We start from the raw sequence: 24,877 nt of genomic DNA, 5'->3' as shown, positions 1-24,877 counted from the left end.
CGCTGCCGGTCGTTTTTGCCATTGCGTGTGAAAGCCAACACTGCCGGCAACGTCATTCATCGTCGCGACGCCGGTACGTGGTATCGTCCGCCGCGACTCGAGTGAGAGGCGAGTTGTGTAACGAGCTACAGTTTCGCTCGCGTGTGTCCGCTGCCGTTAGGCTATGGCGCGGACAACATGCAACTCGAAGGCTCGAGCGAAGTCCGAAGCTCAAGAATCCCGCATGGGCGGTGTCAAAGAATTCATATGAATGGAGTACAGAGGCTGGAGCAGATGACGATCGTCGTCGTCGATGACGATCCCTCCAGCAGAGAATCGTTGACGGAGATGTTCGAAGCGGAAGGGGCGCGCGTCGTCGCGGCCCACGATGCCGAGGAAGGTGTCGAAGCCGTATTGAGCATGACTCCCGACGCAGTGGTCTGCGACCTCGATTTGCCGGCGATGGATGGCTTTTATCTGATCCAGCGGTTGCGCGACGATGAAATTCGCCACAACCGCTCGCCGGCGGTTTCCGTCGCGATTACGGGCCACACCGACGAAGCCTATCGGCTACGCAGTATCGGCGAGGGTTTTCAGCATTTCATGACGAAGCCGGCCGAGCCCGATCGTCTGATTGCGCTCATCGCCGAAGCCGTCGCCGAGCGTGCCGCGAGTTGAACCGCGGCAGGGCGGCAAGGAAGCCGGCGATCGAGCCTTCGATCGAATGTTCGTCGGCCGAGCGCGCTGGGCAGGAGTCCGCCCGCCCGGCCGAGAGTAGTTTTTGCAAATCTTTCCGGTTAAAACTGGCGTTCCGCACACGTTGCCAATGAAGGCCCGCGCCGCGCGCAACGCGTGTGCGGCGAGGTCACGATGCGTTGCCGAGCGATGCCAAGCGCATAACGACATTGCCCCGCGCGACGTTGCCGCGCGGCGACCGGCGAGGGCCACGCGACCGCCAGTGCTTCGGCACATATCGTGCTTTCAGGTTGCACCTATTGCGGCAGTCGCTTCGACGCCGTCTCCTTCCAACAAGTCAACGCGTCGTCTATGCATCCGGACTCCTCCGCCTGGGACGTTCAGCCGGTCCCGCCCGAACCGGCACAAGCCCCGCCCGAGGAACGCTTCCGGATCCTGGTCGAATCCGTCCAGGACTACGCGATCTTCATGCTGGATACCAGCGGCAACATCGTGAGCTGGAATAGCGGCGCGCGGAAGATCAAGGGCTACACGGCCGAGGAAATCATCGGCCGGCACTTTTCGATCTTTTATCCTCCCGAGGACGTCGCAAGGGGCAAGTGTGAATCGGAGCTCGTCACCGCGGCGAGCGTCGGCCGCGTCGAGGACGAGGGTTGGCGCGTGCGCAAAGACGGCAGGATGTTCTGGGCGAACGTGGTCATCGCGGCCGTCTACCGCACAGAAGAAGACGGCGAACGGAAGCTATGCGGCTTCGCGAAAGTGACGCGCGACATGACGGAGCGCAAGCGCTTGCGCGATCTCGAGGCCGCGAGCCAGCACATGAACGAGTTTCTCGCGACGCTCGCGCACGAGCTTCGCAATCCGCTCGCTCCGGTCAGCAACGCACTGAGCGTGATGATGCTCGAGCCGCTCCTGAGTCCGACGCTCAGACAATGCCGGGACGTGATCGATCGCCAGATTTCGCACCTGACCCGTCTTGTCGACGACTTGCTCGACGCCGGCAGAATCACGACGGGGAAGGTTGCGTTGCGCCTGGCCCCGGTCGATTTGCGCGACGTCGTGTCACGCGGGATGGAGATGATCCGCCCGCACCTCGTGTTGCGTCAGCAGATTGTGGAAGTGAAGGGGCCCGATGCCGGCGTCATCGTGAATGGCGACATGGCTCGTCTGGTGCAGGTTGCACAGAGTCTCTTGAGCAACGCTTCGAAGTTTTCCGAGCAGGGCGGCCATATCAGCGTCGAGATCGCGCAGGAAAACCGTGTTTTCGCGGTCATGCGCGTCACCGACGACGGTTGCGGGATCGACCCAGCCGCCATCGATTCCATCTTCGATCTGTTCGTGCAGGCCGACACGCGGCTCGAACGAAGGGAAAGCGGGCTCGGCATCGGCCTGACGCTCACCCGTTGGCTCATCGAAATGCATGGCGGCTCGGTTTCCGCCACGAGCGGCGGGGTCGGGCGCGGTGCGACTTTCACGGTGCGGCTGCCGCTGCTCGCGGCATCTTTGGCTGCCAACAACGGTCACGATGGACTCGGGCAGGCGGGGGCGAGCGAGAGCGGTCGCGGTGAAACGCTTGCGATATTGATCGTCGACGACAACGTGGATTCCGCCGACAGCATGGCGATGCTGCTGCGCATGAAGGGGCATCGCGTTCACGTCGCTTATAGCGGGGCGCAGGCGCTCGCGCTGGCGGGCAAGACCAACGATATCGACGTCGCGCTCATCGATATCGCGATGCCCGGGGCGGACGGTTTCACCGTTTTGCAGCGGTTGAAGCAGGTATCGGCGTTGCGCGGCTCGCTGTTCGCCGCGATGACGGGTTTCGGGCAGGAGAGCGATATCGAGCGTTCGCTATCGCGCGGCTTCGATGTGCATCTGACGAAACCCGTGCAATTGCCGCTCATCGACGCACTGGTCGAACGCGCCACGGAGCGGCGCACCGGACGATAACCGCCGACGAGAGGCTCAGGTCAACGGGTGGTCGATATGCTTCTTGAACGGCGCGCGTTGAGCGAGCCGCTGATACCAGCGCTCGAGGTTCGGCATCCGCGGCCGCTCGATCCCTTCGAGCCCGAACCAGCGCTTCGCAAACGCGCCGAGCACGATGTCCGCGATCGTGAACTTCTCGCTTTCCAGGTGAAAGCGGCCTTGCAAATGACCGTCGAGCAGCTTCCAGCGCTTGATCAGCGTTTGCAGATTGGCGTCGAGCGCGGCCGCGTCGCGTTGGTCGGGCGCGGTTCGCACGAGGCTGATGAAGACCGGGCGTTCGGCGGGTTGCAAGGTCGATAGGGACCAGTCGAGCCAACGGTCGACACTCGCGCGAATTTTCGGCTCGGCCGGGTAAAGCGTGCTCGACGCGCCATATTGCATCGCCAGGTAGCGCAGGATCGAGTTCGATTCCCACAGCACGAACGTGCCGTCGACGAGCGTCGGGATCTGCCCGTTCGGATTGAGCTCCAGGTACTCGGGATCGTTCACGCGGCCGAATTGCATGCCGGCGTCGATGCGCTCGAACGGAAGGCCCAGTTCGTCGCAACACCAGAGCACCTTTTGCACGTTGACCGAGTTTGCCCGTCCCCAAATCTTCAGCATCTTCAGCATCCTCCAAGAAAAACCGCGTCGTCACGACGAGCCGGCCATGATACGCGGTTCGCGCGACACGATTAGTAAAATACGCGGCATCCGCAAGAAACTTACCGCGAGGAACCTCGACCGTCATGGCCCGCCTCATCCCCGACGATTGGAAAAATCTGGCCGCGACAGGCGCGGCCGAACGCGAGCGCGAAACGCTGGCGCTGCTCGAAGCCGCGTTGCCGGCAGGCTACACGGTCTACCACGGCGTGCATTGGACGCGTCTTAGCGGAAGCTTCTCGGTTTTCGGCGAAGCCGATTTCGTCGTCGTGAGCCCGGCGGGCCGCGTCATGCTCATCGAGCAAAAGGCCGGCTTCCTGCGCGAAACGGCTAAAGGGCTCGTGAAGGTCTACCTTCAAACCGAGCGCAACGTTTCCATCGAGCTTGCCCGCACGGTCGAGCGCATGCATCGCCGCTTCACGGCCGCATTCGGCGCGGGCACCTACGGTATCGAGGCGCTGCTCTTCTGCCCCGATTACATTGTCAAAGACGCCGCCATTGCCGGTGTCGCCCCCGAGAGAATCGTCGATTTCACGCGCAAGGATCGGCTCGTCGCCGTTATTCTCGAGGCGCTGCCCGCCGACGAGCCCCGGCTGCCCTGCGCACCGAAGGTCCATCACTATCTGGCCGACGAGCTTGCGCTTACGCCCGACGCCAGCGCGCTCGTGGGCCAGGCGGGCACGATCGTCACACGGTTGTCGGGCGGGCTCGCGACATGGGCGAGACGCCTCGCGTTCACGCCGTTCCGCTTGCGCGTGATCGGAACCGCGGGCTCAGGCAAGACGCAGCTGGCCGTGCAGGTCATGAAAGACGCGGCCGCGAGCGGCAAGCGCGCGCTCTACGTCTGTTTCAATCGCCCGCTGGCCGATCACATCGCGCGCGTCGCTCCGGCCGGCGCAAAAGTCGCGAACTATCACCAGCTCTGCGACGCGGTTGCGCGCGACGCCGGGTGGTTACCGGATTTCCAGACGACCGACGTATTCGCGCGGCTCGAAAGGGCGTTTGCCGACGCTCCGATCAGCGACAACTGGCGTTTCGACGTCCTCATCGTCGACGAGGGCCAGGATTTCCAGGAGCCGTGGGTCGAGGCGCTCGCCCGGCTCGTGCGGCCCGACGGCGCATGGTGGTGGCTCGAAGATCCGCTGCAAAATCTTTATATGCGCGAGCCGCTCGCCTTGCCGGGCTGGACGGTGCTCACCGAGACGACGAATTACCGCAGCCCGCGCGACATTCTCGACTTCGTGCGCGAGAAAGTTGGCGCAGCGGTGCCCCATGCTGCCGATCTCGCCGCCGGTAGCCCCTTCGGCGGCTCCGAGATCGCATTCAGTCCGTTCGACGAGAACGCCGACGACGCCGTCGTCGAAGCGACCAAGCGCGCGATCACGCAGGCGCTTTCGTTCGGTTTTCGCAAGCAGGATATCGCCGTGCTCTCGTTTCGAGGCCGGGAAGGCTCGGTGCTGACGGCCCTCGAACAGCTCGGCCCGCACCGGCTCAAAAGCTTCACCGGCAAATACGACTTGTTTGGCAGTCCTCAATATCGCGAGGGCGACGTGGTGCTCGAGTCGATCTACCGCTTCAAGGGCCAATCGGCGCCCTGCGTGATCCTGACCGAGGTCGATTTCGAGGAGTTCGACGAGCGGGCGGCGCGCAAGCTTTTCGTCGGCGCGACGCGGGCGACGATGAAATTGATCGTCGTGGCTTCACGGCGGGCGATGCGGCGACTACGCCCGGACGACTGACCCCGGTGCGCCTGGTCTGGCGAATTGCCGGGGCTGGCACCGGCAATTCCTGCCGTTGAAGACGGGTTCGTCAGCGGCTCAAAGGTAAAAACAACGCGTAATTTCGGCGGCGCGATCGGCGATTCCCATGAATGAACTACGCGTTCATCAATGAAAGGCGGCTTGGCCGATCATTTGATCTACGTCAAAGCAAATGTGAACCGTTCGCTCGAATCCATAATTTCCCCACGGTCCGGAGGAGTATTGGATCGCGCAAATGAAAGCGATCGGCGATTATCCGATTACCTGCATATCAGCATTCATAAAGTACTATTATTTCGTTCGCGTGATTTTCAGTCCCTTATTTTGAGGGCCGGCTCGTGAGCCTCCCAGGCTGTACTTGTTAGATTGCGCCGCATATTTGACGCAGCGCGTCTCATGGCAAACGCGGGGCATCGTTTTCCCTGAAACTGCTTGTGGAATAATTATTCTATTGTTAGTCTCTACCTGCCTTCGCTAATTCTCGTGAAGGCCATTACGAGACGTTTCGCAATTCGTTTTTCGGTTCGCCGGCGCACATACGCGGCGGTGAGAAATCGACTGGGTTGCTATTGACGGGGCGCACATGCTGACGGATACGATGGACAGGCAGGAACAATTTTGCGCAGGCGATGTCGTCACGCTGAAAACGGGGGGAGCTCGCATGACGGTGACGTATGCGGGAGCCGACGAAGGCGGCGATTGGTTGTTGTGCCAATGGTTCGACGAGCACGGCGAGCTGCGACAAGAGAAGTTCATGCGGGATGCAGTCGCCCGCGAGCCTCGTTCGATCTCCCCGGGCCTCGTGCGTGTGCGCCGGTTCTCACCGCAATCGGGCCCGCGCGCGTCGCGCACTTAGTAATAGTTAACCGAGAACCGCGGCAGACCGTCGCGGTCGAGCGCGGGGTTGCGCACTTCCTGACCAAGGGGCAGGCGCCGAGCGGCTAACCGCGCCGATCGGCTCTTCGTGCGATGCGATCAGTGAGCGCTTGCGAAAACGCCCGCATGCTTAGCACTCGACGCTTGCGGACGACGTCGCTTGCCAAATCCACGGGCGGATTCGGCAAAAAGGCCCAGCGCATGGCGATGAGCCAGCCGATTCCGGTCCAGCCGACGCACGCGGTGAAGAGTGCGATGAGCAGCAGGTCGTGGCGCTTGCGGCGGTCGGCGATGATCGCCGGCAGGAAGTAGAGCGCGAGCGCCAGCACGACCTCCACGACCTGCACCGCTATGTCATCCAGCATTCCATCCAACATGAAGACGCTCCAGGGTCCGGAGACCATTGTCGCGCGTTCCTGGGTTGTTCGCTAATGTCTGCACCAGGCCGCCCGAGGCTCTATCATGAGCGCTTTGAGCCAGAGGGCCCCCGCCATGACCGCAGCCGACACGGCACAAAAGCCGCTCGATCACGACGCGCTCCGCGAATTCGTCGATCGCAAATGGAATGACGAGATCGTTCCGGCCTTAACCGATTACATTGCGATACCCGCGAAAAGTCCCGCCTTCGACGCCGACTGGGCAAAGCATGGGTATCTCGAGCGTGTGGTCGCCGATGCGGCGCGTTGGGCGGAGGCGCAGCGTGTGCGCGGTCTGAAGCTCGAGATCGTCAGACTGCCGGGCCGCACGCCCGTGATTTTCTTCGAAACGCCGGCCACGCGTGCCGGCAGCACCGATTCGATCGTCCTGTATGGCCATCTCGACAAGCAGCCCGAATTCGAGGGCTGGCGCAGCGATCTCGGCCCGTGGCTTCCCAAGTATGAAGACGGCAGGCTTTACGGCCGAGGCGGGGCGGACGACGGATACGCGATCTACGCGAGCCTGTGCGCGCTCGCGGCGCTCGACGCGCAGGGTATCGAGCGTCCCCGCTGCGTCGGACTCATCGAAACTTGCGAGGAGTCGGGCAGCTACGATCTGCTTCCGTACGTGGACGCGCTGCGCGACAGGCTCGGCAACGTCGGCCTCGTCGTATGTCTGGACTCCGGCGCCGGCAATTACGATCAGCTTTGGCTCACCACGTCGCTGCGCGGGCTCGCGGCCGGATCGCTCGAAGTCGAAGTGCTCGAGGAAGGCGTGCATTCGGGATCGTACGGGGGCATCGTGCCCTCGAGTTTTCGCGTCATGCGGCAGCTCTTCGATCGGCTCGAAGACGCAGCCACCGGAAATCTACTGCCGGGCGCGTTTCACTGCGAGATTCCCGCGAACCGCTCGCGCGAAGCGGAGGCCACCGCCGGCATTCTTGGCGACGAGGTCTGGAAGCCGGCGCCGTGGGCCTGCGGCCAGGACGGCAAGCCCGTGCTTCCTGTTACGGCCAATCCACGCGAGGCGCTTCTGAACTCGACCTGGCGCCCGTCGCTGGCCGTAACGGGCGCGCAGGGCCTGCCGCCGCTCGCGAGCGCGGGCAACGTGCTGCGCCCGCGCACGGCGTTCAAGCTGTCGCTGCGATTGCCGCCGCTCATCGACGCGGCGCGCGCCGTGGCCGAGCTGAAGACGCTGCTCGAGCTCGATCCCCCCTATAACGCGAAAGTCACGTTCAAGCCCGAATCGAGTGCCGCGAACGGCTGGAACGCACCTGAGCTCGCGCCGTGGCTCGGCGAGGCGCTGCAGCGCGCGTCGCAGACGCATTTCGGCGCGCCGTGCGCGTTCATCGGCCAAGGCGGCACGATCCCGCTCATGAACATCCTGCAAGCCGGTTTCCCGAAGTCGCAATTCGTCGTTTGCGGAGTGCTCGGCCCCAAGTCGAATGCGCATGGCCCGAACGAGTTCCTGCACGTGCCTTATGCAAGGAAGCTGACGGCCGCGATGGCCGAAGTCATCGCCGCGGCGCCTTAAATCCTCGAGGCGGCCGCCTACCGGCGCGCGGTGCGCCGCACACCCTGACGTGAGCCGGTGTAACCAAGCGCGGCGGCTCACGGTCAACTTGCCTGAAGGATCGGCATAGGCTACCTTTTGCTCGCCCGTTCGCCTCGACGGATAACGACAATGCCAAAGGAGCTCGACATGGCGGTGCTGATTCTCGGTTTGATCGCGTTTCTCGGCGTGCATTCGGTGCGCCTCGTCGCCGAGCCGTGGCGCGCCGCGCAGTTCGCGCGTCTCGGCGAGCAGCGTTGGAAAGGTCTCTATTCGCTCGTCTCTCTGATCGGTTTCGTGCTCATCGTCTGGGGCTACGGAATCGCGCGGCGCTCGCCCGTCCTCCTATGGGCTCCGCCGGTCGGCGCGCGTCATCTGACGGCGCTTCTCGTGGCCATCGCATTCATCCTCATCGCGGCGGCGTATGTTCCCGGCAATCACATCAAGCGCGCGGTCGGCCACCCGATGTACGCGGGCGTCGCGATATGGGCGATCGGTCACCTCCTCGCAAACGGCACGATCAACGCCGTCGTTCTGTTCGGCGCATTCTTCGTCTGGGCCGCCGCGGGATTCCTGATCTGGCGTGGCCGCGACAGCCGCGCGGGGGTCGCCTATCCGGCCGGCACGACGGCGGGGGACCTCAAAGCCGTCGTTGGCGGCCTCGTCGCCTGGGCCATCTTCGCATTCCTTCTTCACGGCTGGCTCATCGGGGTTAAGCCGTTCGGCTGACGCTTCGCACGCCGATGGCGCGTGACCGAGCGTAGTGCCGCATGAAATCGGCAAAGACGAGCCATTCGATTCGGTGTCAGTCAATTCCTACCGACCACCGAGAAAACCGACGCGAAATCGCGCGCACCGCTGATTTCCGCATAACCGCGGACCGGCAATACTAGCCGAACGACACGGGCGAGAAGCCCGGGCACATGTCAAAAACGTTCGGTAGTCCTAACTAGTATGTCGCTGGGCGCCGGTTCCGAGGGAAGTCCGATGAGTGAAGGTGTTCGCCACAAGCCCCTGCGGCGCGGGGAAGCTTTTGTCCGTTTCGCGCGACGGACGTTCGCGTTCGCGATCGCGAGTTCGGCGCTGTTGCACGCATCGGCGTTTGCGCAGGCGTCGCTGAACTACACGACGTCATGGATCGGCAACACGTTCGGCTTCGGCGACGGAAAATGGGTGCAGCTCGACGTCGAAGCGCTGGCGGTCGGCCAGGACGGCACCGTCTACACCAATGCCCCCTGGGACGAAAGCGGCAGCGAGATCGGCGCGTACAAGGGCGGCACGAAGGTCGGCTACGCCGGCCAGACGCACGGGTGGGGCAATGCGGGGGGCGACGCGATCGCCGTGAACGGCAGCTATTTGTACGCCGGCATGTCGATCGGCAATGAAGGAGGCAAGCTCGTCGGCAGCGGATATCCGTCCAACGGCTCGACGTGGTATGGGATCACCCGCCGCCCGCTCGTCAATATCACGCAAGGTGCGCCGTTCAAAGGCGGCGTCGGCAACCAGGGCAACCCGACGGCGGCGAGTTTCCTCGTTCTCGATGTCGTTCCCGACGGAACCGACGCCTCCATTCGCGGGCTCGCCGCTACGAGCACGGCCCTTTACGTCGCGAACACCTATGCGAACCGGATTCAGGTCTTCGATGCGAACACGATGGCGCCCGTCAGCTCCTGGGGCGTTCCGTCGCCGGGGCGCATCGCGATCGATACCGACGGCTCGCTCTGGGTCATTCAAGGTTTGCAGTCGGCGTCCGGCCGTACCGTCGCGCATTACTCGGCGAAGGGCGCCGTCCTGCCGGGCACGATCACGCTGCCGAGCAATGCGGTGCCCGTCGATCTCGCCATCGCCCCGTCCGGTCAACTGCTCATCGTCGACGGCGGTCCTTCGCAGCAGATCCTAGTTTTCGGCAAGACGGCATCAGGGCTCGTGCAGCCCATCACCGGAATCGGCGCGCAGGGCGGGATCTTCGCGCCGAGGCCCGGCGTGCCGGGTGACTGGCGCTTCAACGGCATGACGGGCATCGGCTTCGACGGCGGCGGCAATCTCTATGTCGCGCAAAACAGCGCGGGCCCGCGCGATTTCGGCTCGTTGTCGACGGGACAGGGCACGGTGCTCGAGAGTTACAACTGGTGGTCGAAGGCGCTCAATTGGCGGCTGCACGGATTGCTGTTCGTCGACGGGGCGGCGCTCGATCCGGCATCGCCAAGCGACGTCTTCAGCGGCTCGAAGCATTTCACGTTGAACTACGCGGCCGGTCCGGGCCAGGAATGGAGCTACAAAGGCTTCACCATGAACCGCTTTCGCTACGGCGACGATCCGGCGCTTCATCTCACGCGGGGCGTACGAGGGGAGCCGCTCGTGCGCCGGATCAATGGCGCGCGGTACCTGTTCACGCAGGATATGTACGCACACTACCTGAGCATCTATCGCTTCTCGCCGACTACGGATGGTGAGGTCGCGATTCCTTCTGGTCTGCTCTCGCAAAATCCGATTCCCGGCAACTGGCCCGCCGGCCAACCTGCCTACGGCGAGTGGATGTGGCGCGACACGAACGGCGATGGCCGGCTCGCGCCGAGCGAAATCCAGTCGAACGGCGCAACGGGCAACAGCGTGTACAACGGTTACTGGTGGGTCGACGACGCGGCCAACATCTGGCTCGCGACGGGCGGCAGCGGAATTCGCGAGATGCCGCTGCAGGGCGTCGATTCATTCGGCAATCCCATCTATCAGTACAGCTCGGCGAAGACGTTCGCGATGCCGCAACCGTTCACGCGGATCGCTCGGATCGTCTACGTGGCATCGACGGACACCATGTATATTTCGGGCTTTACGAACACGGCATCGTACGAGGCGTCGAACTGGAAATCGATCGGCCGCGTCGTTGCGCGCTACGACAACTGGAGCTCCGGTGCGCCAAGGCTTCAGTACGTGATCCCGCTCGTCTACGGCCCGACGCAAAATCCGGCGCTGATCCCCGTCTCGCTCGCGACGGCCGGAAACTATCTATTCGTTGCCGAGAGCACCACGGCGCGACTCGATGTCTTCGACGCGCGCACGGGCCTGCAAGTTGGGGCGCTGGCGCCGCAATCGACGGTCGGCGGCACGAGTGGCTGGATCGACGCGGAGATGGCGATCAGCGCCGCGGTCCTGCCGAACGGCCAGTATGTCGTGCTTGCCGAGGAAGATGCGCGGGCCAAGGTCCTCATGTATCGCTGGACGCCGTGACACGATGACGTGATGCGTCGACGTCCTCGCGGCAACCGAGGATCGTCGCATTCATCGCCTACCGGTTCGCGGAGTTTGCGGGCCGAGGGAAAAGCGGATAGACGCCGAGTGCGAGTAGCCCGGCAACCCACCAGACGCCCGCCCACGAACTGGCGGCGAGCAGATGCGGGATCGCGAGCGGCGCCATGAAGAGACCCGCATAGACGACGGTGTTCCCCATGCCGAGCGCGGTGCCGGCGCGCGATGGGCCGGCCAGGGTGGCGAGCTCGGCATACGCTACACCGTGCCACGCGGAAATGCAGATGCCCGCGAGGACGACCATCCCCACGACGACGGCGATCGGCACGCCGCGACCGAGCATGACGGCCGATGCCAGCACCGCGAAGGATGCCGCCGCGACGAGCGTCGATCCGCGCAGATAGGCGCGCCGGTTGCCGCGCCGATCCGTGTAGCGGCCGCTCCAGACACGCATCGCCATGGCGCCCGTCTGCACCGCCGCCATCGCGAAGCTGATCCCGGCCGTGCCTACGCGAGCGAAGTCGTGCAGGAAAACGGTGGCGAAGGTCAGCACGGCGAATTGGGGCACGCACAGAATGCCGATGCCGAGCGCCACGCGCCAGACGCCGGCATCGGTGAGCGGTCCGCGCTGCGATGGGCCCGATGCGCGAGCGACGGGGCGCTCGGCATGCTCGGCGTGCGGCGGGCGATGCAACCAGCGCAGCGCAAATGCGGCAGAAACGAGGCACATCGAAGCCAGCACGCCAAAGACGCAACCGAAGCCCTTGCTCGAGGCGAGCCACGGCAGCAACGAGGCACCGATCCCGCCACCCATCGGTACGGCGGTCTGCCGGAGACTCATCGCCAATCCGCGCTCGCTCTCCTTGAACCAGCCCATGATCGCGCGCCCGCTCGATCCGTTGACGCTGCCGCCGAGCAAACCGGCGACGCACATGGCTGCGGCGAGAAACGTCGCGGTGGGTGCCGAGCCCGACGACGGCACCACGGCGAGCATCATGAAGAACAGCACGAGCGCGGTCCCGACGAGCCCCGTGACGAGCACGCGCCGATCGCCGAACCGATCGGTCGCCACGCCCCAGGGCAACTCAGAAAGAGCGAGACCGAGCCCCATCGACCCGAGCACGAGACCCAGCTCCGCATTGCCGAGGTGATAATCCGAGCGCATCCAGACGGCCGTCGTCGGGATGCCCGCCGCCGCGGCCGAGAAGCTCGCATTCGCGGCAACGCCAGCCCCGAGCACTTTCCAGCGATGGGAAGCGCCGAGTGGCTCCGCGCTGCGTTCGGCGCCCTTGGCGAGACATTGCGTTTCCATCGAAATCCCCTTGCGCTGTGGCGTTTGACGGGTGCAGTCTCGCACTCTATGATCGTGCTGAAAATCAGATATTTTTTAACTGACCATCCAATAAAACTGGATGATTGGATGACGCCATGAGCCAGACGAACGTTGATATCGCGGCATTGCGGAGCTTCGTGATGGGCATGGATCTCGGCAGCTTCGCGAAGGCGGCGGATCGCGTGGGTCGGTCGACTTCGGCCGTGAGCGCGCAGATACGCAAGCTGGAGGAACAAGCGGGTACGCCGCTCTTTCGCAAGTCGGGCCGCGGCCTCGCGCTGACCGAGGCGGGCGAGGTCATGCTCCGCTACGCGCGCAGGCTCGTCGAGCTCAACGACGAGGCGATTTCCGCCGCGCGCGGCGTCAATCTCGAAGGTTGGGTGCGGCTCGGCTTGCAGGAGGATTTCGGCGAGTCGTTGCTTCCGGGGGTGCTCGGCCGGTTCGCCCGCGCTCATCCTAAAGTGCGAATCGAGGCGCGCGTCGCGCGCAACACCGACCTCTTCGCGCGCCTCGACGCGGGCGAGCTCGATCTCGCGCTGACCTGGGACGACGTGGACTCATCGCTGCGCGCGCGACGCGCGGCTGGGGCAAGCATGCAAGTGGCGGCGCCGCGCCTTCATTGGATCGGTTCGGATGCGCTGCGATGGGATCGCGAAGCGGGGGAGCCCCTGCCGCTCGTGTTGTTCGATGGACCCTGTGTCGTTTGCAATGTCGCAACGGCCGCGCTCGATCGTGCCGGCGTTGCATGGCGCGTGGCGGTCACGAGTCCGAGCCTCGCGGGTCTCTGGGCCGCGGCCGCGGCGGGACTCGGCGTGACGGTACGCGCATCGTACGGGTTGCCGTCGAGCGTGCGCACGCTCGATGCGATTGCTTACGGTTTGCCGGCACTGCCGACGCTTCCGCTCATGCTCTTGCGTGCGTCGAACTCGTCGGCGCCGCCCGTCGATCAGCTGGCCTCGATCGTGCTCGACGCCGTCTTGAGCCAGACCAGTCCCACGGAACGGGCGGCGTAAACGTCGAACCGCTTCAAGCCGCGCGCGGCGCTTCTACCGGCGGCGTGCCTTCGTGAAAGAGCGCGCGCAATTGAGAACGGAACTCCGGCGTGTCGGCATGATGGTGAACGGCCACCGCATGCTGGACGGCCGCTTCGATCAGCTCGTCGTCGGAATCCGCCGATAGCGCGACCGAGCAGTTCATTTCGCTCGGGTACTCCCGGCAATCGATGTATTTGCGGGTCATGGCGTCTGTCCTCCTCGATGGCTACCGCACACTGACGAAGCCACGACGGAACGATGAAGCCTAAGGCTTGATGTTCTGATTGTGGCGGTTAGTACTTCATTGAGCCATTCTTCATAACAAAGAAAGCGATATGAAAGAACGCAGGTGCCTGAATAATAGAGCGTGCAAGGCGAGCGACCAAATCGCATACACCGTGCTCTTCATCTTGCCGTTTCCGCCAGCGCACACGCGTTGCCGTTCTTGGGCGGGCGCCATCGGCGCTAAGCAGGAAGGGAGAGAGCGACCGCGCGTGACACCGGGCGAGCGCGGCTATCCTCGCGAGCCGCGCGCGATTTCATCGCCCGCGTCGGGCGAGAGGCGGCGCGAAATCGGAATTGAGCCGAACGAGAAAAGGCCGACGACGAGAAACGCCGGCCAGAAGTCGGACCACGTCACGTGCGCGTGACCGTGCACTGCCCGGGCGATTTGCAGCACGATGCCGCCCACCACGACGCCGAGGCCGAGCGACATCTGCTGGACGACGCTGCCGAGGCTCGTCGCGCGGCCGACATCGCGGCTCGCGATATCGGCATAGATCATCGAATTGAGGCTCGTGAACTGCAAGGCGGGGAAGAAGCCTCCCAGTAACACGACGAGCCAGATATACCAAAGCGACGTGCCGGGAAAGAACGTGCCGTAGGCGGCGATCGCGACGCCCGAAAACGCCGCGTTGTAGATGAGCACCGTGCGAAAGCCGAATCTGCGCAGCGTAAGCGACGTGAGCGAGCGCATGAACATGCTGCCGAAGGCAGACGCGCAGGTAATGAGGCCCGATCCGAACGCTGTCATGCCGAGTCCTTCCTGCAACGCGAGCGGCAGCAGGAAAGGCACCGCGCCGAGCCCGATGCGAAACATCGATCCGCCGAGCACGCTTGCGCGATAAGTAGGAATCCTGAGGAAACGTAGCTCGAGCACGGGCCGTTCGGCACGCTGCGCATAGAGCACGTAAAGCGCAAGGAGGAACGCGCCCACGAGGCACATTTCGTAGGCGGTCCGATCGGCGACGATGTCGGTGCCGATTAGCGACAGCCCGAGCAGCGCGAGCGAGGCGCCGAGCGCGGAAAGGACGAAGCCGGTCCAGTCGAGCGGACCGGGGTGCGGCTCGTGCGTATTGGCGATGTAGCGGTTCGTCAGGTAGATGCCGAGCAGGCCTATCGGCACGTTGATGAAGAAGATCAGTCGCCAGTGAAGATAGGTGGTGAGGAACCCGCCGAGCAGCGGCGCCGCGGCCGGCGCGAACATCGCGGGCATGCTCAGGTAGTTCATCGCGCGCACGAATTCGCTCTTCGGCACCGAGCGGAAAATGATGATGCGCCCGACCGGCACCATCATCGCGCCGCCGATGCCTTGCAGAAAGCGCGCGAGCGTGAAGAAGTGCATCGAGCGCGAGGCCGCGCACATCAGCGAGCCCGCGATGAAAATGCCGATGGCCGTGCGAAAGACCGTGCGCGAGCCGAAACGATCGGCGAGCCAGCCGCAAATTGGAATGAAAACGCCGAGACTCACCACATAGCTGATGATCGCGATCTTCAAGGAGACGGGATCGCTGCCGAAATCGCGCGCCATCGAGGGAAGCGCGGTGACGATGATGTTTGCGTCGGCGCTTTCCATGAAAAGCGCGCAGGCGACGATGAGCGGAGAGATTAAGGCGATGGCAACCGGCATGGACAAGCGGCGCTGCGGCCACGCGTGCAGGGCACGAACGCAAAGCTCGAATTATGCGCCGACTTTTCCGCCGATGGGACGTTTCTGTACAGTTTGTTGCGTGTGCAACGGATAGTGTTGCAGTTTCGTTCTCGTGGTCTCCTCGCAGCCCGCGGCTAGAACTCGACACTTGCAATTCGTGGCCTGCCGGTCAGCGGGCGAACGGATTGCGCTCGACGTAGGCGGCGAGATCCTTCATCCGCAGGCTGCCCCAGCCGGTGGGGTAGTCCCAGCGCGGTCCCGCCTTGTAGCCGTACCCGCCATAACCGTTATTGCCCGAGGTCACGTCGAACGCGAGCGACGGCGTGGCGGCCACCGCGCTGTAGAGGCTCGATGCCGGGAAGCCGAGCGAGTTCGAATAAGCGGATTCGAGGCGCGCCCAGAATCCCACGAAGAGCGGCGACGAAAGGCTCGTGCCCCCGACTTGCTCGATGCCGTTCGACGTGTAGATGAGCGCGCCCGTGCTTTGCGCGGCATCGAACGAGATGTCGGGCACGGCCCGGCCCGCGGGCCTCGGGCTCACGTTCAGCGCGCGCTGCCAGACGGGCGTCGGCTCAATCGCACTGAACCCGCCCGTCGATGCCCAGAGCTTCCCATCGCCGTCGGGGCCTTCGTTCCAGACAGTCTCGTTGGCGAACGAGCCGTCGGCCCGTGTGTAAAGCGTCGTGCCGCCCACTGAAATCACGTTCGGCGACGAAGCGGGCCACGATAGCGAATAGGTGCCGCCGTCCGGAAAGCCGCGGTTGTTGCACTCGTAGGCGCCTTCGTCGCCCGAGGAGACCGAGAACGTTTGCCCTTGCGCCACGGCTGCCGTGAAGATTTGATCCTCGGCGGCCATGGTGCCATCGGTGTACGCATCGGCCTCGCACCAGCCGAGCGAGACGTTGATGACCTTGGCCACACCGTCGGTGACGGCCTCGTTGAATGCCTGCGTCAGCCCCGTGTTGCCCGGCGCGTTCAGGTCCGCCGCGTAAAAGATCAATTGCCGCACCGCGCCGCCCGCCGCGCCCACGATGTCCTGGCTATCGAGATCCCACTCGACTTGCCCGGACGGATCGTCGTCATAGTTGCCGTTCGACGCGCCGGTATTCACGGTCGAGACGTTGATGGGCGAGAGGTTATTCGCGCTCGTGAATTGCGCGAGGTCGCTGGTCGCCTGGCTCGCGCCGCCGATCGTGACGACGCCGACGGTCGTATTCGATGCACTCGGCAGGCTGTCAGCTTGATAGATCGCGGAGAACTCCATCGGAGCGTGGCCTTTCGCCGTGCCGGCGGCGGCGCGTGTAACCGCCTGCGTGCGCGGCCCGCGGACCGCCATCGTGTGCGCGCGCGTCACGTTTTGCAGCCCGAGCACCGCGAGCACGGAGTCGGCGAGGCCCTCGGGCACCTGCGCGGTCCTCGAGTTCGCGTGCACGAGCCGCCCATCTTTCATGAAGTGGACGATCGGCGTATGGAACGCGCGCTTGACGGTGCCGGAGGTGCCGTCCGCCGAAATCAACATGCGGTTGCGAGAGACCGTGATATTGAGGAAGCCGTTCTCGCGCAGGTAGGCGACCACGCGTTCGACCTGCCGCGGCGTCGGCGCGTATCGCTCGAGAAAGGTTTGCGGCGTCAGGAAATGGCGGTAGCCCGGGTTCGCTCGACGTGTGACGGCGTCGGCAAGATCGCGCAACTTGCCGAAATCGCGAGCCTTCATGCTGACGACGACGCGGATTGGCTCGCCCGCAGTCGTTTCCGTTTGCGTGGGGGCGCTGAAAGTCCGTAGCTGAGCGGGCGTCAGGAACCCTTTGGTCGCGGTGTCGACCCAGTTCGTGGAGGCGCCGGCCGCGTGCACGGAAACGGTGGCGAGAAAGAGCGGCAGCGCCATTGCGGCGCGATCGCGCCATTTGGACATCGATTGTTTCGGCTTCGCAGTCGAATCCATTTGACCTCCTTGGTTTGCAACGCCGGAGGAGACGCCGTAGCGGTCGACCGCGAGCATCGCGGTCCGTCAACGGATTGAGCATGGTTCCCGTCTCGAGCCATTGTCGCCGTGGGGGAGTGGGCAAGTGCTCGCGATCGATCGCTGAGCGCTTTCAACCTAGAGGACAAGAATGGCTTCGGGTAGCTATTCGATCTGCGGGGGAAAGTGGCTGTCTGTACAGCGTGTCCGGCGCGCGCGATTCAAGCGAGCATCATTTGGCCGATGCTTGGCTCGAATTCGCGCCGGCATCGTAGAAATTCGCGAGGTCGCGCTTCCAGGCTTGCAAAGCGTCGTCGTCGAGATAGACCATGTGACCGCTCGCGTAGTGCTTGACCTCGATATGTGCGCGCAGCGATGGCTCCAGTCCCATATGCGCGAGGTCATATTCGGTGCCGAAGAACGGTGTCGCGAGATCGTAGTAGCCGTTGCACGACAGCACGCGAAGGCTCGGGTTTTGTCGCATGGCTTCGGCGAGATCGCCGGCCGCGTAGGGCAACTCGAGCGTCTCGCCCCACGATTGGCGATGCTTCCATTGCCATGCTTCGAGCACGGTGTCGCTGAAGACCCGATAGGGCGTCGGCGCGACGTAGTGCAAATCGCGCGCGAGGTGGTCGTGAAACGCCGCGTCGAACGCGCTCACGATGTACTTCTCCGAAGCATCGAAATCGGGAGTCTCCGAGACGTCGTCCGATTCAATGCCGATGACGCGCGCGTCGTAGCGCCCCACGCCGCGCGGTTCGCCGCGCAGCAGTTGCTTGCGAAATCGCGAAGGCCGGATGCGCAGGTGCGAAGCGATCACGTAACGCACGTCGAGCCCCGTATAGCGGGCCACCTGCGCCGCGATCGCATCGCGCTCGCCGTCGGGCAGCGCGTCGCCCTTCGCAAGGGCGGCGGCGTAAGGCCCGATCGCGAACGCCCGCACCTCATCGAGAAATGCCGGCAGATCGGACGGCTTGGGGCTCGGAAGCTTGTCGTGGTACCACGCGACGGCCGCGAACGAGGGTAGGTAGCGGATGCTCATGAGATCGTAGCCGGGCATCCGGCTGTTCGCGTTCAACACCGACGATAACAGCACCACGCCGTTGAGCGCGATATTCTGCTGGCCCAGTCGGTACGCAAGCATGGCCGCGCGCGCCGTGCCATACGATTCGCCGATCAGGTACTTCGGGGAGTTCCAGCGATCGTTGACGGAGAGATAACGCTCGATGAAGCGCGAGAACGCATCGAGATCGCCGTCCACGCTGTAAAAGCGCTTTGCCGCCGTCGCGGGGCCAAGCGGCCTCGAGAAGCCGGTGCCGACGGCATCGATGAAGACGAGATCCGTCTTGTCGAGGAGGCTTTCCGGGTTGTCGCGAAGGACATAGGGCGCGGGCGGCGTGGGGGCGGGCGTTTTTGTGCGCACGCGCACCGGGCCGACCGATCCCATCAGGAGAAAGATGCTGCCCGCGCCGGGGCCGCCATTGAAAAGGAACGTGACCGGCCGCCGCGCGGTGTCTTTCGCGTGGGCCGTGTAGGCGACGTAGAACATGCTCGCATCGGGCTCGCCTTTGGCGTTGTCGATGACCAGCGTCCCGGCAGTGGCGCGGTAATCGATGCGGTGCCCGTCGATGCGGATCGTGTGCTCGGTGACGCTCGATGTCTCGCGCGGCGCGGGCTGGGCCGTGACCGCCGAGGCGGCCGATGCAGCCGATGCCGTCGACGACGGGGCGGCCGCGGCATGCGCGGCTGCCGATGCCGGGGCGGCCGCTTCGGCCTCGTCCGCGTCGTCAGCCTGTGCCGATGACGAGGCAACGCACGAGAGCGCGAACACGAGGGCCAGGAAAGACGGCCACAAAAAGCTCGACAGGGGGCGCGCCGCGCGCGTGGCCCGGTCATTGCACAGCATGTCAGCGAGGCGAAGGCGCATGGGCGCTCCAATGAGTCGATGTCGTCCAAGAACGGCATCGATTCTTCGTAATGCGGCGCACCAAGTCAACGCCAACGTTGCAGGGCGCGTCGAGCCGTCAGTGGGGTGATCCGATAAGATGTCGGCGACCGAACACTGCGATTGCCTTTCTGACCGAGCGATTTCCGATGCCATCCCATCCTTCCGTCGAACCTCCCCAAGAAGACACCAAGAGAAAAGCGCAGCGTGTTGCCTGGACGGCGCTGAACGTGGCGTTGATCGTACTGGCGGCGTGGGTGCTGCGTGAATTCATCGCGCCGATGGTCTGGGCAGGCGTCATCACCATCGCGCTGTGGCCGCTGCTCCTCAAATTGGCGAGCCCGCGTCACCGGCAGGGCGGCGCGACGGCGCTCGCGCTCGGCGTGACGATCGCGGTCGGTTTTTTCGTCGCGCTGCCGTTCGTTCTCGTCTTCGCGCAGACGGCACTCGAGGCGCACGACCTCATGGCCTGGATCAAGAACACCGAGGCGAACGGCATCCCGTTGCCTCACTTCGTCGAGCAACTGCCGTTCGGCAAGCAAATTGCCGACTGGTGGCAGGCCAACCTCGCGCGCCCGTTCGAACAATCGCCGGCCATGAAGCAGCTGCACGGCGACACCGTGGCCACGGTGGGCCGGCATTTCGGCGCACTCGCCGTCCGCGGCATCGTGCATTTCGGCTTCATGCTGTTGACGCTCTTCGTGCTGCTGCAGACCGGTCCCCGCCTCGCCGATCAATCGCTGAAAGTCGTGCGACGCTTCTTCGGCGTGGAGGGGGCGCAACTGGCGAGGGGAATGGCCGAAGCCGTGCGAGGAACGGTAACGGGGCTCGTCGTCGTCGGCCTCGGCGAAGGCCTGCTGATCGGCATCTCCTATGCCTTGACGGGGCTGCCGCACGCAGGAGCTATCGGTCTTCTGACGGCCATCGCGGCGATGTTGCCGTTTTGCGCGCCCGTCGTGTTTTGCTGCGCCGCACTTTGGCTCTTTGGACACGGCTCGACGGTCGGCGCCATCGCCGTCCTCGCCACGGGTTCCATCGTCGTGTTCATCGCCGAGCATTTCGTCCGCCCAATATTGATTGGCAGTACTACACGATTGCCGTTTCTTCTCGTCTTGTTCGGCATCCTCGGCGGCGCCGAGACATTCGGCCTCGTCGGTCTTTTCATCGGCCCCGCACTGATGACGGTGCTCGTCGTGCTCTGGCGCGAGTCGACGCAGCAACCGTTGTAGCGCGAGCCATCACGCTTGGAAGGCGCCCCGAGGGCGGGCGCCGGGCGTCGGGCGAGCGTCAGGCGTGCCGGGTAAAGAACTCGGCCGCGACGGAGAGCGCTGTATCGACGGCTTGCCTGTCGACGTCGAGATGCGTCACCCAGCGCTGCCGCGTCGCGCCGTAGGCCGACGTGACGCCGATTCCGTGCCGCGCGAGGTGCTCGGCGAACGCGCTCGCGTATTGCGGCGCGACATCGACGAAGACGATGTTCGTATCCGGCGTGACGACGCTCACGCCGGGAAACCGGGCGAGGCCCTGTGCGAGCACTTTCGCGTTCGCATGGTCGTCCGCCAGCCGCTCGACGTGGTGATCGAGTGCATAGAGGCCGGCCGCCGCGAGGATGCCGACTTGCCGCAGGCCGCCGCCGACCATTTTGCGCAGCCGGCGCCCCTTGGCGATCAGCTCCGCCGATCCGACGAGGACCGAGCCGATCGGCGCGCCGAGACCCTTCGACAGGCAGACGGAGACGGTATCGAAGGGGCGGGCCAGTCTCTCGACGGGCACGCCGAGCGCGACCGCCGCGTTGAATACTCGCGCACCGTCGAGATGGCACGCGAGCCCGTGGCGCCGCGCAAGCGCCGTTGCTGCTTCCACATAATCGGTCGGCAAAACTTTGCCGCCGATCGTGTTCTCGAGCGCGAGGAGCCGCGTACGCGCGAAATGCGGATCGTCCGGCTTGACGGCCGCCTCGATCTGCTCGAGCGCCAATGTGCCATCGGGCAGATTGTCGAGCGGTTGCGGCTGAATGCTGCCGAGCACGGCCGCGCCGCCTCCCTCCCAGCGGTAGCAATGGGCCTGCTGTCCGACGATATATTCGTCGCCGCGGCCGCAGTGCGCCATCAGCCCAATCAGGTTCGATTGCGTGCCGGACGGAACGAAAAGCGCCGCTTGCTTGCCGAGCATCTCCGCGAGCCGCGTTTCGAGCTGCTTGACGGTCGGGTCGTCGCCGAAGACGTCGTCGCCGACTTCAGCCGCGGCCATCGCCGCGCGCATCGCGGAGCTCGGGCGCGTGACGGTATCGCTGCGAAAGTCGTGTTTCAGTGCCGCAATCATCGAGTTTCTCCTGCATGGATCAAGAGCGGTGCGGGACGGCGCCGCCTGCGCAAAGAGGCAACTGTAGCCGGTTTCGGCGCTAATTCCCGCCGAAGCGCGCAGCGCTGACCTGGATTCGGAAATTTCCCAAGGGGAGAGGGCGGCGCCGTCGGGCACGCGCGCGACAAAGACGATAAAGTGCCGCATGCGACGGGCGCCACGCATCCGGCGCGCGACCGGGCATCCGCCTTGCCCACGCTGCTTCGAGGCTTGCCTGCCCCTCGTGGTGTATCGAGAACATATGGTTTGAATCCGCCTGCCCATGAAGCCCCTTTTTGCCGCCGTCCTGTCGATCGCCGCCCTTGCGTGGCCCGCCATCGGATCGTGCACGCCCATACCGCTCGACGATCCGCTCCAATGCAACGTGTCGCCGCACGCCTTCATCGGCGGACTCATCAATCAGGGCGATGTCGAGCCGCAGCCCTTCCGCGTGGAAAGCAATTCGATCAACGCGTTCAACCCCGTGCGCGGCGCCGACCTGCGCGCGTACGGCTTCCATGTGTTCGCGCTCGTCGCCTACGAGGAAGGCAATCCGCTTTTCCGCAAGGGGAGCGGCAAGCGCGTCTCCAGCTCCGCCTACGGGGCCGTGGTCTGGGGCTCGACCGAGAAAGTCCAGGCCGCGGTTTCCGCGGCGCATAGCCCGGCCATCGTGCACCACGCCGGGCCGTTCATTACGGCGATCTTCTGCGACCGCGAGCCGTGAGGGTTTTCCCCTATTGTTGGCGTTTCTGCCTGATCGCTGCGGGCAGACCGGTCGCTCTTCGTGCGTTTCGGGGCCAGGGCTAGTTGGCAATCGGCAACGGCCGGAACCGTTTCGTGACGAACCACGATAGACGCCTCGATTCCGTCATGTAACCATCTTCGAGACGGCTTGGCGCAGCCGTGATCGTATCCGCCGCTCGCCGTTCGCCGTTAGCGAGACTCGAGCGAGCAAGAAAAAGGAAATTCACCTCATCTGGATCCGAGGGGAAGCAAAATGAAAAAAGCGGCTGTTTCTCTGGTGCTGTCGACCGTATTCGCCGCGCCGGCGTTCGCTCAGAACAGCGTCGCGCTCTACGGTGTCATCGACGAGGGCTTCGATTACACGAATAACGTGCGGGGAAGCCATAACTATGAATTGCAAAGCGGCTTCGCGCAGGGCAGCCGGTGGGGGCTCAAGGGTGCCGAGGAACTGGGCGGCGGCCTGAAGGCGGTATTCCAATTGGAAAACGGCTTCAACGTCAGCAACGGCCGGCTCGCGCAAGGCGGGCTGATGTTCGGCCGGCAGGCGTATGTCGGACTTTCGAGCAATCGCTTCGGCACGCTGACGGTCGGCCGCCAATACGATTCCGTCGTCGATTTCCTCGCGCAGACCACGGCCAACGGAAGTTGGGCCGGCTTGATGTTTTCGCATCCTTTCGATAACGACAACACCGATAACACGTTTCGCGTCAACAACACCGTCAAATACATGAGTCCCGATTGGGCGGGCCTCCAATTCGGCGGCACTTACAGCTTCAGCAACAGCACGAGTTTTGCCAACAATCGGCAATACAGCGTAGGCGGCCAGTATGCGACCGGTGGGCTGCTCGTCGCAGCGGCGTTCCTCGAGGCGACCGATCCATCGACCACGGCAGGCGGAGCGATCAACAACGGCGGCGATACGAACTTCGTCGCGAGCCGGCTGCGCATTTTCGGCGGCGGCGTCAATTACACGTTCGGGTCCGCGACGGCGGGGCTCGTCTATACCAACACGTTCGTCGCGGATCCGATCGCCAACGGTTATCTGAACCAGACGGTGACGACCGAGACCATCGCGCCGATCTCGGGGCCGCTCGCCGGCGCGACGGTCGGGTCGATCCGCTTCCAGAACTTCGAGGTCAACGGCAAATATCAGCTCACGCCGGCGCTCTTTATCGGCGCGCAGTATGTCTACACGCTCGAGAGCTACAACACGACATTCGGCGGCGTAAAGCCGACGATCCACTCTTTCGGTCTCATGCTCGACTACAACCTTTCCAAGCGAACCGACATCTATATCCAGGGCGCGCTCCAGAGGATCACCGGCGACTCGACGGGATCGAGTCTCGATCAGGCCTACGTGCCGGGCGCGGCGGACTTGTCGGGCAATTCGAAGCAGGTGATGGGGCGCGTCGGCATTCGGCATAAGTTCTGACGAGCGTTTGCCGCTGGAGCGGCCGTCGTTGCGGCAATGCTGCCGACGGGAGCATGCGGCGCTGTCTTGCAGATTTGCGCTTGCGCCGACGATACGAAGCGGCGATGTGGCCTATAGTTTGCAACGGCCTAAGCCGAAATCGGTCACGGGCGCCATCGGCGTTTCCTGCCGGCCACTCGTCCAGAGGAGAACGAGACCATGACACCCACGCAAGTGCTTGCCACTCGCCTTATCGAGGCCCATCGATCGCATCGGTCGATCGGCGATCTTCAGGCGAACGACCTCCGGCCTGCGAGCATCGACGAGGCCTACGTCGTCCAGCAGATCGTCCTGGCCGAGCTCGGCGGCGCCGGCGGTTACAAGATCGGCGCGGGCTCGCCCGAGGCGGAGCCGCAGTGCGCGCCGATTCCGGCCAAGAAGGTGGTCGGCGCCGCGGCGGGGATTCGCCGCGACGAATATAGCCGCATCGGCCTCGAGCTCGAGATCGCGTTCAGCTTTGCCGACGATATCGATCGCACGTTTGCGGACCGCGCCGAGGATGCGCTCGATGCGATCGATACGATGTCGGTCGTCGTGGAAGTCGTCGACAGTCGATTCGAAGCATGGCCGAAAGTCGATCCGTTGTTGCAGCTCGCCGATCTTCAGAACAACGGTGCGCTCGTGATCGGCGATACGCGGCCCTACGATCGCAACTTCGATTTCAGCGCCCCACACGTGAGCTTCAAGTTCGGCGAGCATGAAATTTTCAGCGGCCGTGCGCGACATCCCGCCGGCGATCCGCGCCGGCTCGTCGCCTGGCTCGTTGCTCGCACGCTCCAAACCGGGCATTCGATTCCCGCCCGCACGATTCTGACGACCGGTTCTTATACGCCGCTCTACCTGGCGAAAGAACCCGGGTGCGTGCGCGGGACGATCGAGGGCTTCGGAGGAATCGAGTTCACGATCGCGTGACGCGTAGGATGAGCCGCGACCCTCGGCGGCTTTCGCGCGCTTTTTCGCTTGCGCA

20 protein-coding genes are annotated in these 24,877 nt (G+C 64.3%); 12 read left to right on the top strand and 8 right to left on the bottom strand.

What is annotated here, in order from left to right; translation table 11 throughout:
- Positions 1-177 precede the first annotated feature (177 nt).
- Together B0G57_RS05295 and B0G57_RS05290 are read left to right on the top strand one after the other, a co-directional pair.
- Positions 178-657 carry a response regulator gene (locus B0G57_RS05295; RefSeq protein ID WP_399275717.1) on the top strand — a complete coding sequence of 160 codons (480 nt, stop codon included), beginning with the start codon at positions 178-180 and terminating at the stop codon, positions 655-657.
- A 369-nt stretch (positions 658-1,026) separates the two neighbouring features.
- Entirely contained in the window at positions 1,027-2,625 is a 1,599-nt protein-coding gene (locus B0G57_RS05290; protein ID WP_018439332.1) for a PAS domain-containing hybrid sensor histidine kinase/response regulator, read from the top strand.
- A 15-nt stretch (positions 2,626-2,640) separates the two neighbouring features.
- On the opposite strand, the gene B0G57_RS05285 is transcribed toward B0G57_RS05290, so the two are convergent.
- Complete coding sequence (locus B0G57_RS05285; RefSeq protein WP_026229418.1) at positions 2,641-3,267, bottom strand: glutathione S-transferase family protein; 627 nt, start codon at positions 3,265-3,267, stop codon at positions 2,641-2,643.
- 125 nt (positions 3,268-3,392) lie between these two features.
- Here B0G57_RS05285 and B0G57_RS05280 point away from each other — a divergent pair, with 125 nt between their 5' ends.
- Positions 3,393-5,045, top strand: a complete 1,653-nt coding sequence (locus B0G57_RS05280; protein ID WP_018439334.1) for an ATP-binding domain-containing protein — start codon at positions 3,393-3,395, stop codon at positions 5,043-5,045.
- Positions 5,046-5,649: 604 nt separating this feature from the next.
- Positions 5,650-5,922 (top strand): YodC family protein, encoded by a 273-nt coding sequence (locus tag B0G57_RS05275; RefSeq protein ID WP_018439335.1) that lies wholly within the window; start codon positions 5,650-5,652, stop codon positions 5,920-5,922.
- An 85-nt stretch (positions 5,923-6,007) separates the two neighbouring features.
- Here the strand turns inward: B0G57_RS05275 and B0G57_RS05270 are convergent, their stop codons facing one another.
- Positions 6,008-6,307 carry a superinfection immunity protein gene (locus B0G57_RS05270; RefSeq protein ID WP_026229420.1) on the bottom strand — a complete coding sequence of 100 codons (300 nt, stop codon included), beginning with the start codon at positions 6,305-6,307 and terminating at the stop codon, positions 6,008-6,010.
- A gap of 127 nt (positions 6,308-6,434) precedes the next feature.
- On the opposite strand from B0G57_RS05270, the gene B0G57_RS05265 reads away from it, so the two are divergent.
- The 3 genes from B0G57_RS05265 to B0G57_RS05255 all read left to right on the top strand — a co-directional run bounded on the left by B0G57_RS05265 (position 6,435) and on the right by B0G57_RS05255 (position 11,135).
- Positions 6,435-7,892 carry a M20 family metallopeptidase gene (locus B0G57_RS05265; RefSeq protein WP_018439337.1) on the top strand — a complete coding sequence of 486 codons (1,458 nt, stop codon included), beginning with the start codon at positions 6,435-6,437 and terminating at the stop codon, positions 7,890-7,892.
- A 168-nt stretch (positions 7,893-8,060) separates the two neighbouring features.
- Entirely contained in the window at positions 8,061-8,639 is a 579-nt protein-coding gene (locus tag B0G57_RS05260) for an NnrU family protein (RefSeq protein ID WP_026229421.1), read from the top strand.
- 258 nt (positions 8,640-8,897) lie between these two features.
- Positions 8,898-11,135 (top strand): NHL repeat-containing protein, encoded by a 2,238-nt coding sequence (locus tag B0G57_RS05255; RefSeq protein WP_020566033.1) that lies wholly within the window; start codon positions 8,898-8,900, stop codon positions 11,133-11,135.
- Positions 11,136-11,193: 58 nt separating this feature from the next.
- Here the strand turns inward: B0G57_RS05255 and B0G57_RS05250 are convergent, their stop codons facing one another.
- Positions 11,194-12,465 carry an MFS transporter gene (locus B0G57_RS05250; protein ID WP_018439340.1) on the bottom strand — a complete coding sequence of 424 codons (1,272 nt, stop codon included), beginning with the start codon at positions 12,463-12,465 and terminating at the stop codon, positions 11,194-11,196.
- A 116-nt stretch (positions 12,466-12,581) separates the two neighbouring features.
- On the opposite strand from B0G57_RS05250, the gene B0G57_RS05245 reads away from it, so the two are divergent.
- Positions 12,582-13,499, top strand: coding sequence for a LysR substrate-binding domain-containing protein (locus tag B0G57_RS05245; RefSeq protein ID WP_018439341.1), 918 nt, complete (start codon positions 12,582-12,584; stop codon positions 13,497-13,499).
- Positions 13,500-13,512: 13 nt separating this feature from the next.
- Here the strand turns inward: B0G57_RS05245 and B0G57_RS05240 are convergent, their stop codons facing one another.
- The 4 genes from B0G57_RS05240 to B0G57_RS05225 all read right to left on the bottom strand — a co-directional run bounded on the left by B0G57_RS05240 (position 13,513) and on the right by B0G57_RS05225 (position 19,337).
- Positions 13,513-13,725, bottom strand: a complete 213-nt coding sequence (locus tag B0G57_RS05240) for a DUF1059 domain-containing protein (protein WP_018439342.1) — start codon at positions 13,723-13,725, stop codon at positions 13,513-13,515.
- Between the two features lie 309 nt (positions 13,726-14,034).
- On the bottom strand, positions 14,035-15,429 hold the full coding sequence (locus B0G57_RS05235) for an MFS transporter (RefSeq protein ID WP_018439343.1): 1,395 nt from the start codon (positions 15,427-15,429) through the stop codon (positions 14,035-14,037).
- 190 nt (positions 15,430-15,619) lie between these two features.
- A complete protein-coding gene (locus B0G57_RS05230; protein ID WP_051089979.1) occupies positions 15,620-17,392 on the bottom strand; it encodes a S53 family peptidase in 1,773 nt (590 codons plus the stop codon).
- 250 nt (positions 17,393-17,642) lie between these two features.
- The gene (locus tag B0G57_RS05225; protein ID WP_018439345.1) at positions 17,643-19,337 is read right to left on the bottom strand and encodes a S10 family peptidase; all 1,695 of its coding nucleotides are present in this window, start codon (positions 19,335-19,337) and stop codon (positions 17,643-17,645) included.
- A gap of 167 nt (positions 19,338-19,504) precedes the next feature.
- Here B0G57_RS05225 and B0G57_RS05220 point away from each other — a divergent pair, with 167 nt between their 5' ends.
- Complete coding sequence (locus tag B0G57_RS05220; protein WP_020566034.1) at positions 19,505-20,584, top strand: AI-2E family transporter; 1,080 nt, start codon at positions 19,505-19,507, stop codon at positions 20,582-20,584.
- 58 nt (positions 20,585-20,642) lie between these two features.
- Here B0G57_RS05220 and ltaE read toward each other — a convergent pair whose 3' ends face one another.
- Positions 20,643-21,677: a low-specificity L-threonine aldolase gene (gene ltaE, locus B0G57_RS05215; RefSeq protein ID WP_018439347.1), complete on the bottom strand. Its 1,035-nt coding sequence runs from the start codon at positions 21,675-21,677 to the stop codon at positions 20,643-20,645.
- Between the two features lie 301 nt (positions 21,678-21,978).
- Between ltaE and B0G57_RS05210 the strand changes: the two genes are divergently transcribed.
- The 3 genes from B0G57_RS05210 to B0G57_RS05200 all read left to right on the top strand — a co-directional run bounded on the left by B0G57_RS05210 (position 21,979) and on the right by B0G57_RS05200 (position 24,822).
- Positions 21,979-22,419, top strand: a complete 441-nt coding sequence (locus B0G57_RS05210; protein WP_018439348.1) for a hypothetical protein — start codon at positions 21,979-21,981, stop codon at positions 22,417-22,419.
- A 273-nt stretch (positions 22,420-22,692) separates the two neighbouring features.
- The gene (locus tag B0G57_RS05205) at positions 22,693-23,871 is read left to right on the top strand and encodes a porin (protein WP_018439349.1); all 1,179 of its coding nucleotides are present in this window, start codon (positions 22,693-22,695) and stop codon (positions 23,869-23,871) included.
- Positions 23,872-24,069: 198 nt separating this feature from the next.
- Positions 24,070-24,822, top strand: coding sequence for a fumarylacetoacetate hydrolase family protein (locus tag B0G57_RS05200; protein ID WP_018439350.1), 753 nt, complete (start codon positions 24,070-24,072; stop codon positions 24,820-24,822).
- Positions 24,823-24,877 lie beyond the last annotated feature (55 nt).

It is taken from the genome of Trinickia symbiotica, from assembly GCF_002934455.1.
Classification (GTDB): domain Bacteria; phylum Pseudomonadota; class Gammaproteobacteria; order Burkholderiales; family Burkholderiaceae; genus Trinickia; species Trinickia symbiotica.
This window is presented reverse-complemented; position numbering and strand designations above follow the sequence as displayed.

Coding starts and splice junctions, on each gene's coding strand:
- B0G57_RS05295 (WP_399275717.1), top strand. CDS start 178: ATGCAACTCGAAGGCTCGAGCGAAGTCCGAAGCTCAAGAATCCCGCAT.
- B0G57_RS05290 (WP_018439332.1), top strand. CDS start 1,027: ATGCATCCGGACTCCTCCGCCTGGGACGTTCAGCCGGTCCCGCCCGAA.
- B0G57_RS05285 (WP_026229418.1), bottom strand. CDS start 3,267: ATGCTGAAGATTTGGGGACGGGCAAACTCGGTCAACGTGCAAAAGGTG.
- B0G57_RS05280 (WP_018439334.1), top strand. CDS start 3,393: ATGGCCCGCCTCATCCCCGACGATTGGAAAAATCTGGCCGCGACAGGC.
- B0G57_RS05275 (WP_018439335.1), top strand. CDS start 5,650: ATGCTGACGGATACGATGGACAGGCAGGAACAATTTTGCGCAGGCGAT.
- B0G57_RS05270 (WP_026229420.1), bottom strand. CDS start 6,307: ATGCTGGATGACATAGCGGTGCAGGTCGTGGAGGTCGTGCTGGCGCTC.
- B0G57_RS05265 (WP_018439337.1), top strand. CDS start 6,435: ATGACCGCAGCCGACACGGCACAAAAGCCGCTCGATCACGACGCGCTC.
- B0G57_RS05260 (WP_026229421.1), top strand. CDS start 8,061: ATGGCGGTGCTGATTCTCGGTTTGATCGCGTTTCTCGGCGTGCATTCG.
- B0G57_RS05255 (WP_020566033.1), top strand. CDS start 8,898: ATGAGTGAAGGTGTTCGCCACAAGCCCCTGCGGCGCGGGGAAGCTTTT.
- B0G57_RS05250 (WP_018439340.1), bottom strand. CDS start 12,465: ATGGAAACGCAATGTCTCGCCAAGGGCGCCGAACGCAGCGCGGAGCCA.
- B0G57_RS05245 (WP_018439341.1), top strand. CDS start 12,582: ATGAGCCAGACGAACGTTGATATCGCGGCATTGCGGAGCTTCGTGATG.
- B0G57_RS05240 (WP_018439342.1), bottom strand. CDS start 13,725: ATGACCCGCAAATACATCGATTGCCGGGAGTACCCGAGCGAAATGAAC.
- B0G57_RS05235 (WP_018439343.1), bottom strand. CDS start 15,429: ATGCCGGTTGCCATCGCCTTAATCTCTCCGCTCATCGTCGCCTGCGCG.
- B0G57_RS05230 (WP_051089979.1), bottom strand. CDS start 17,392: ATGGATTCGACTGCGAAGCCGAAACAATCGATGTCCAAATGGCGCGAT.
- B0G57_RS05225 (WP_018439345.1), bottom strand. CDS start 19,337: ATGCGCCTTCGCCTCGCTGACATGCTGTGCAATGACCGGGCCACGCGC.
- B0G57_RS05220 (WP_020566034.1), top strand. CDS start 19,505: ATGCCATCCCATCCTTCCGTCGAACCTCCCCAAGAAGACACCAAGAGA.
- ltaE (WP_018439347.1), bottom strand. CDS start 21,677: ATGATTGCGGCACTGAAACACGACTTTCGCAGCGATACCGTCACGCGC.
- B0G57_RS05210 (WP_018439348.1), top strand. CDS start 21,979: ATGAAGCCCCTTTTTGCCGCCGTCCTGTCGATCGCCGCCCTTGCGTGG.
- B0G57_RS05205 (WP_018439349.1), top strand. CDS start 22,693: ATGAAAAAAGCGGCTGTTTCTCTGGTGCTGTCGACCGTATTCGCCGCG.
- B0G57_RS05200 (WP_018439350.1), top strand. CDS start 24,070: ATGACACCCACGCAAGTGCTTGCCACTCGCCTTATCGAGGCCCATCGA.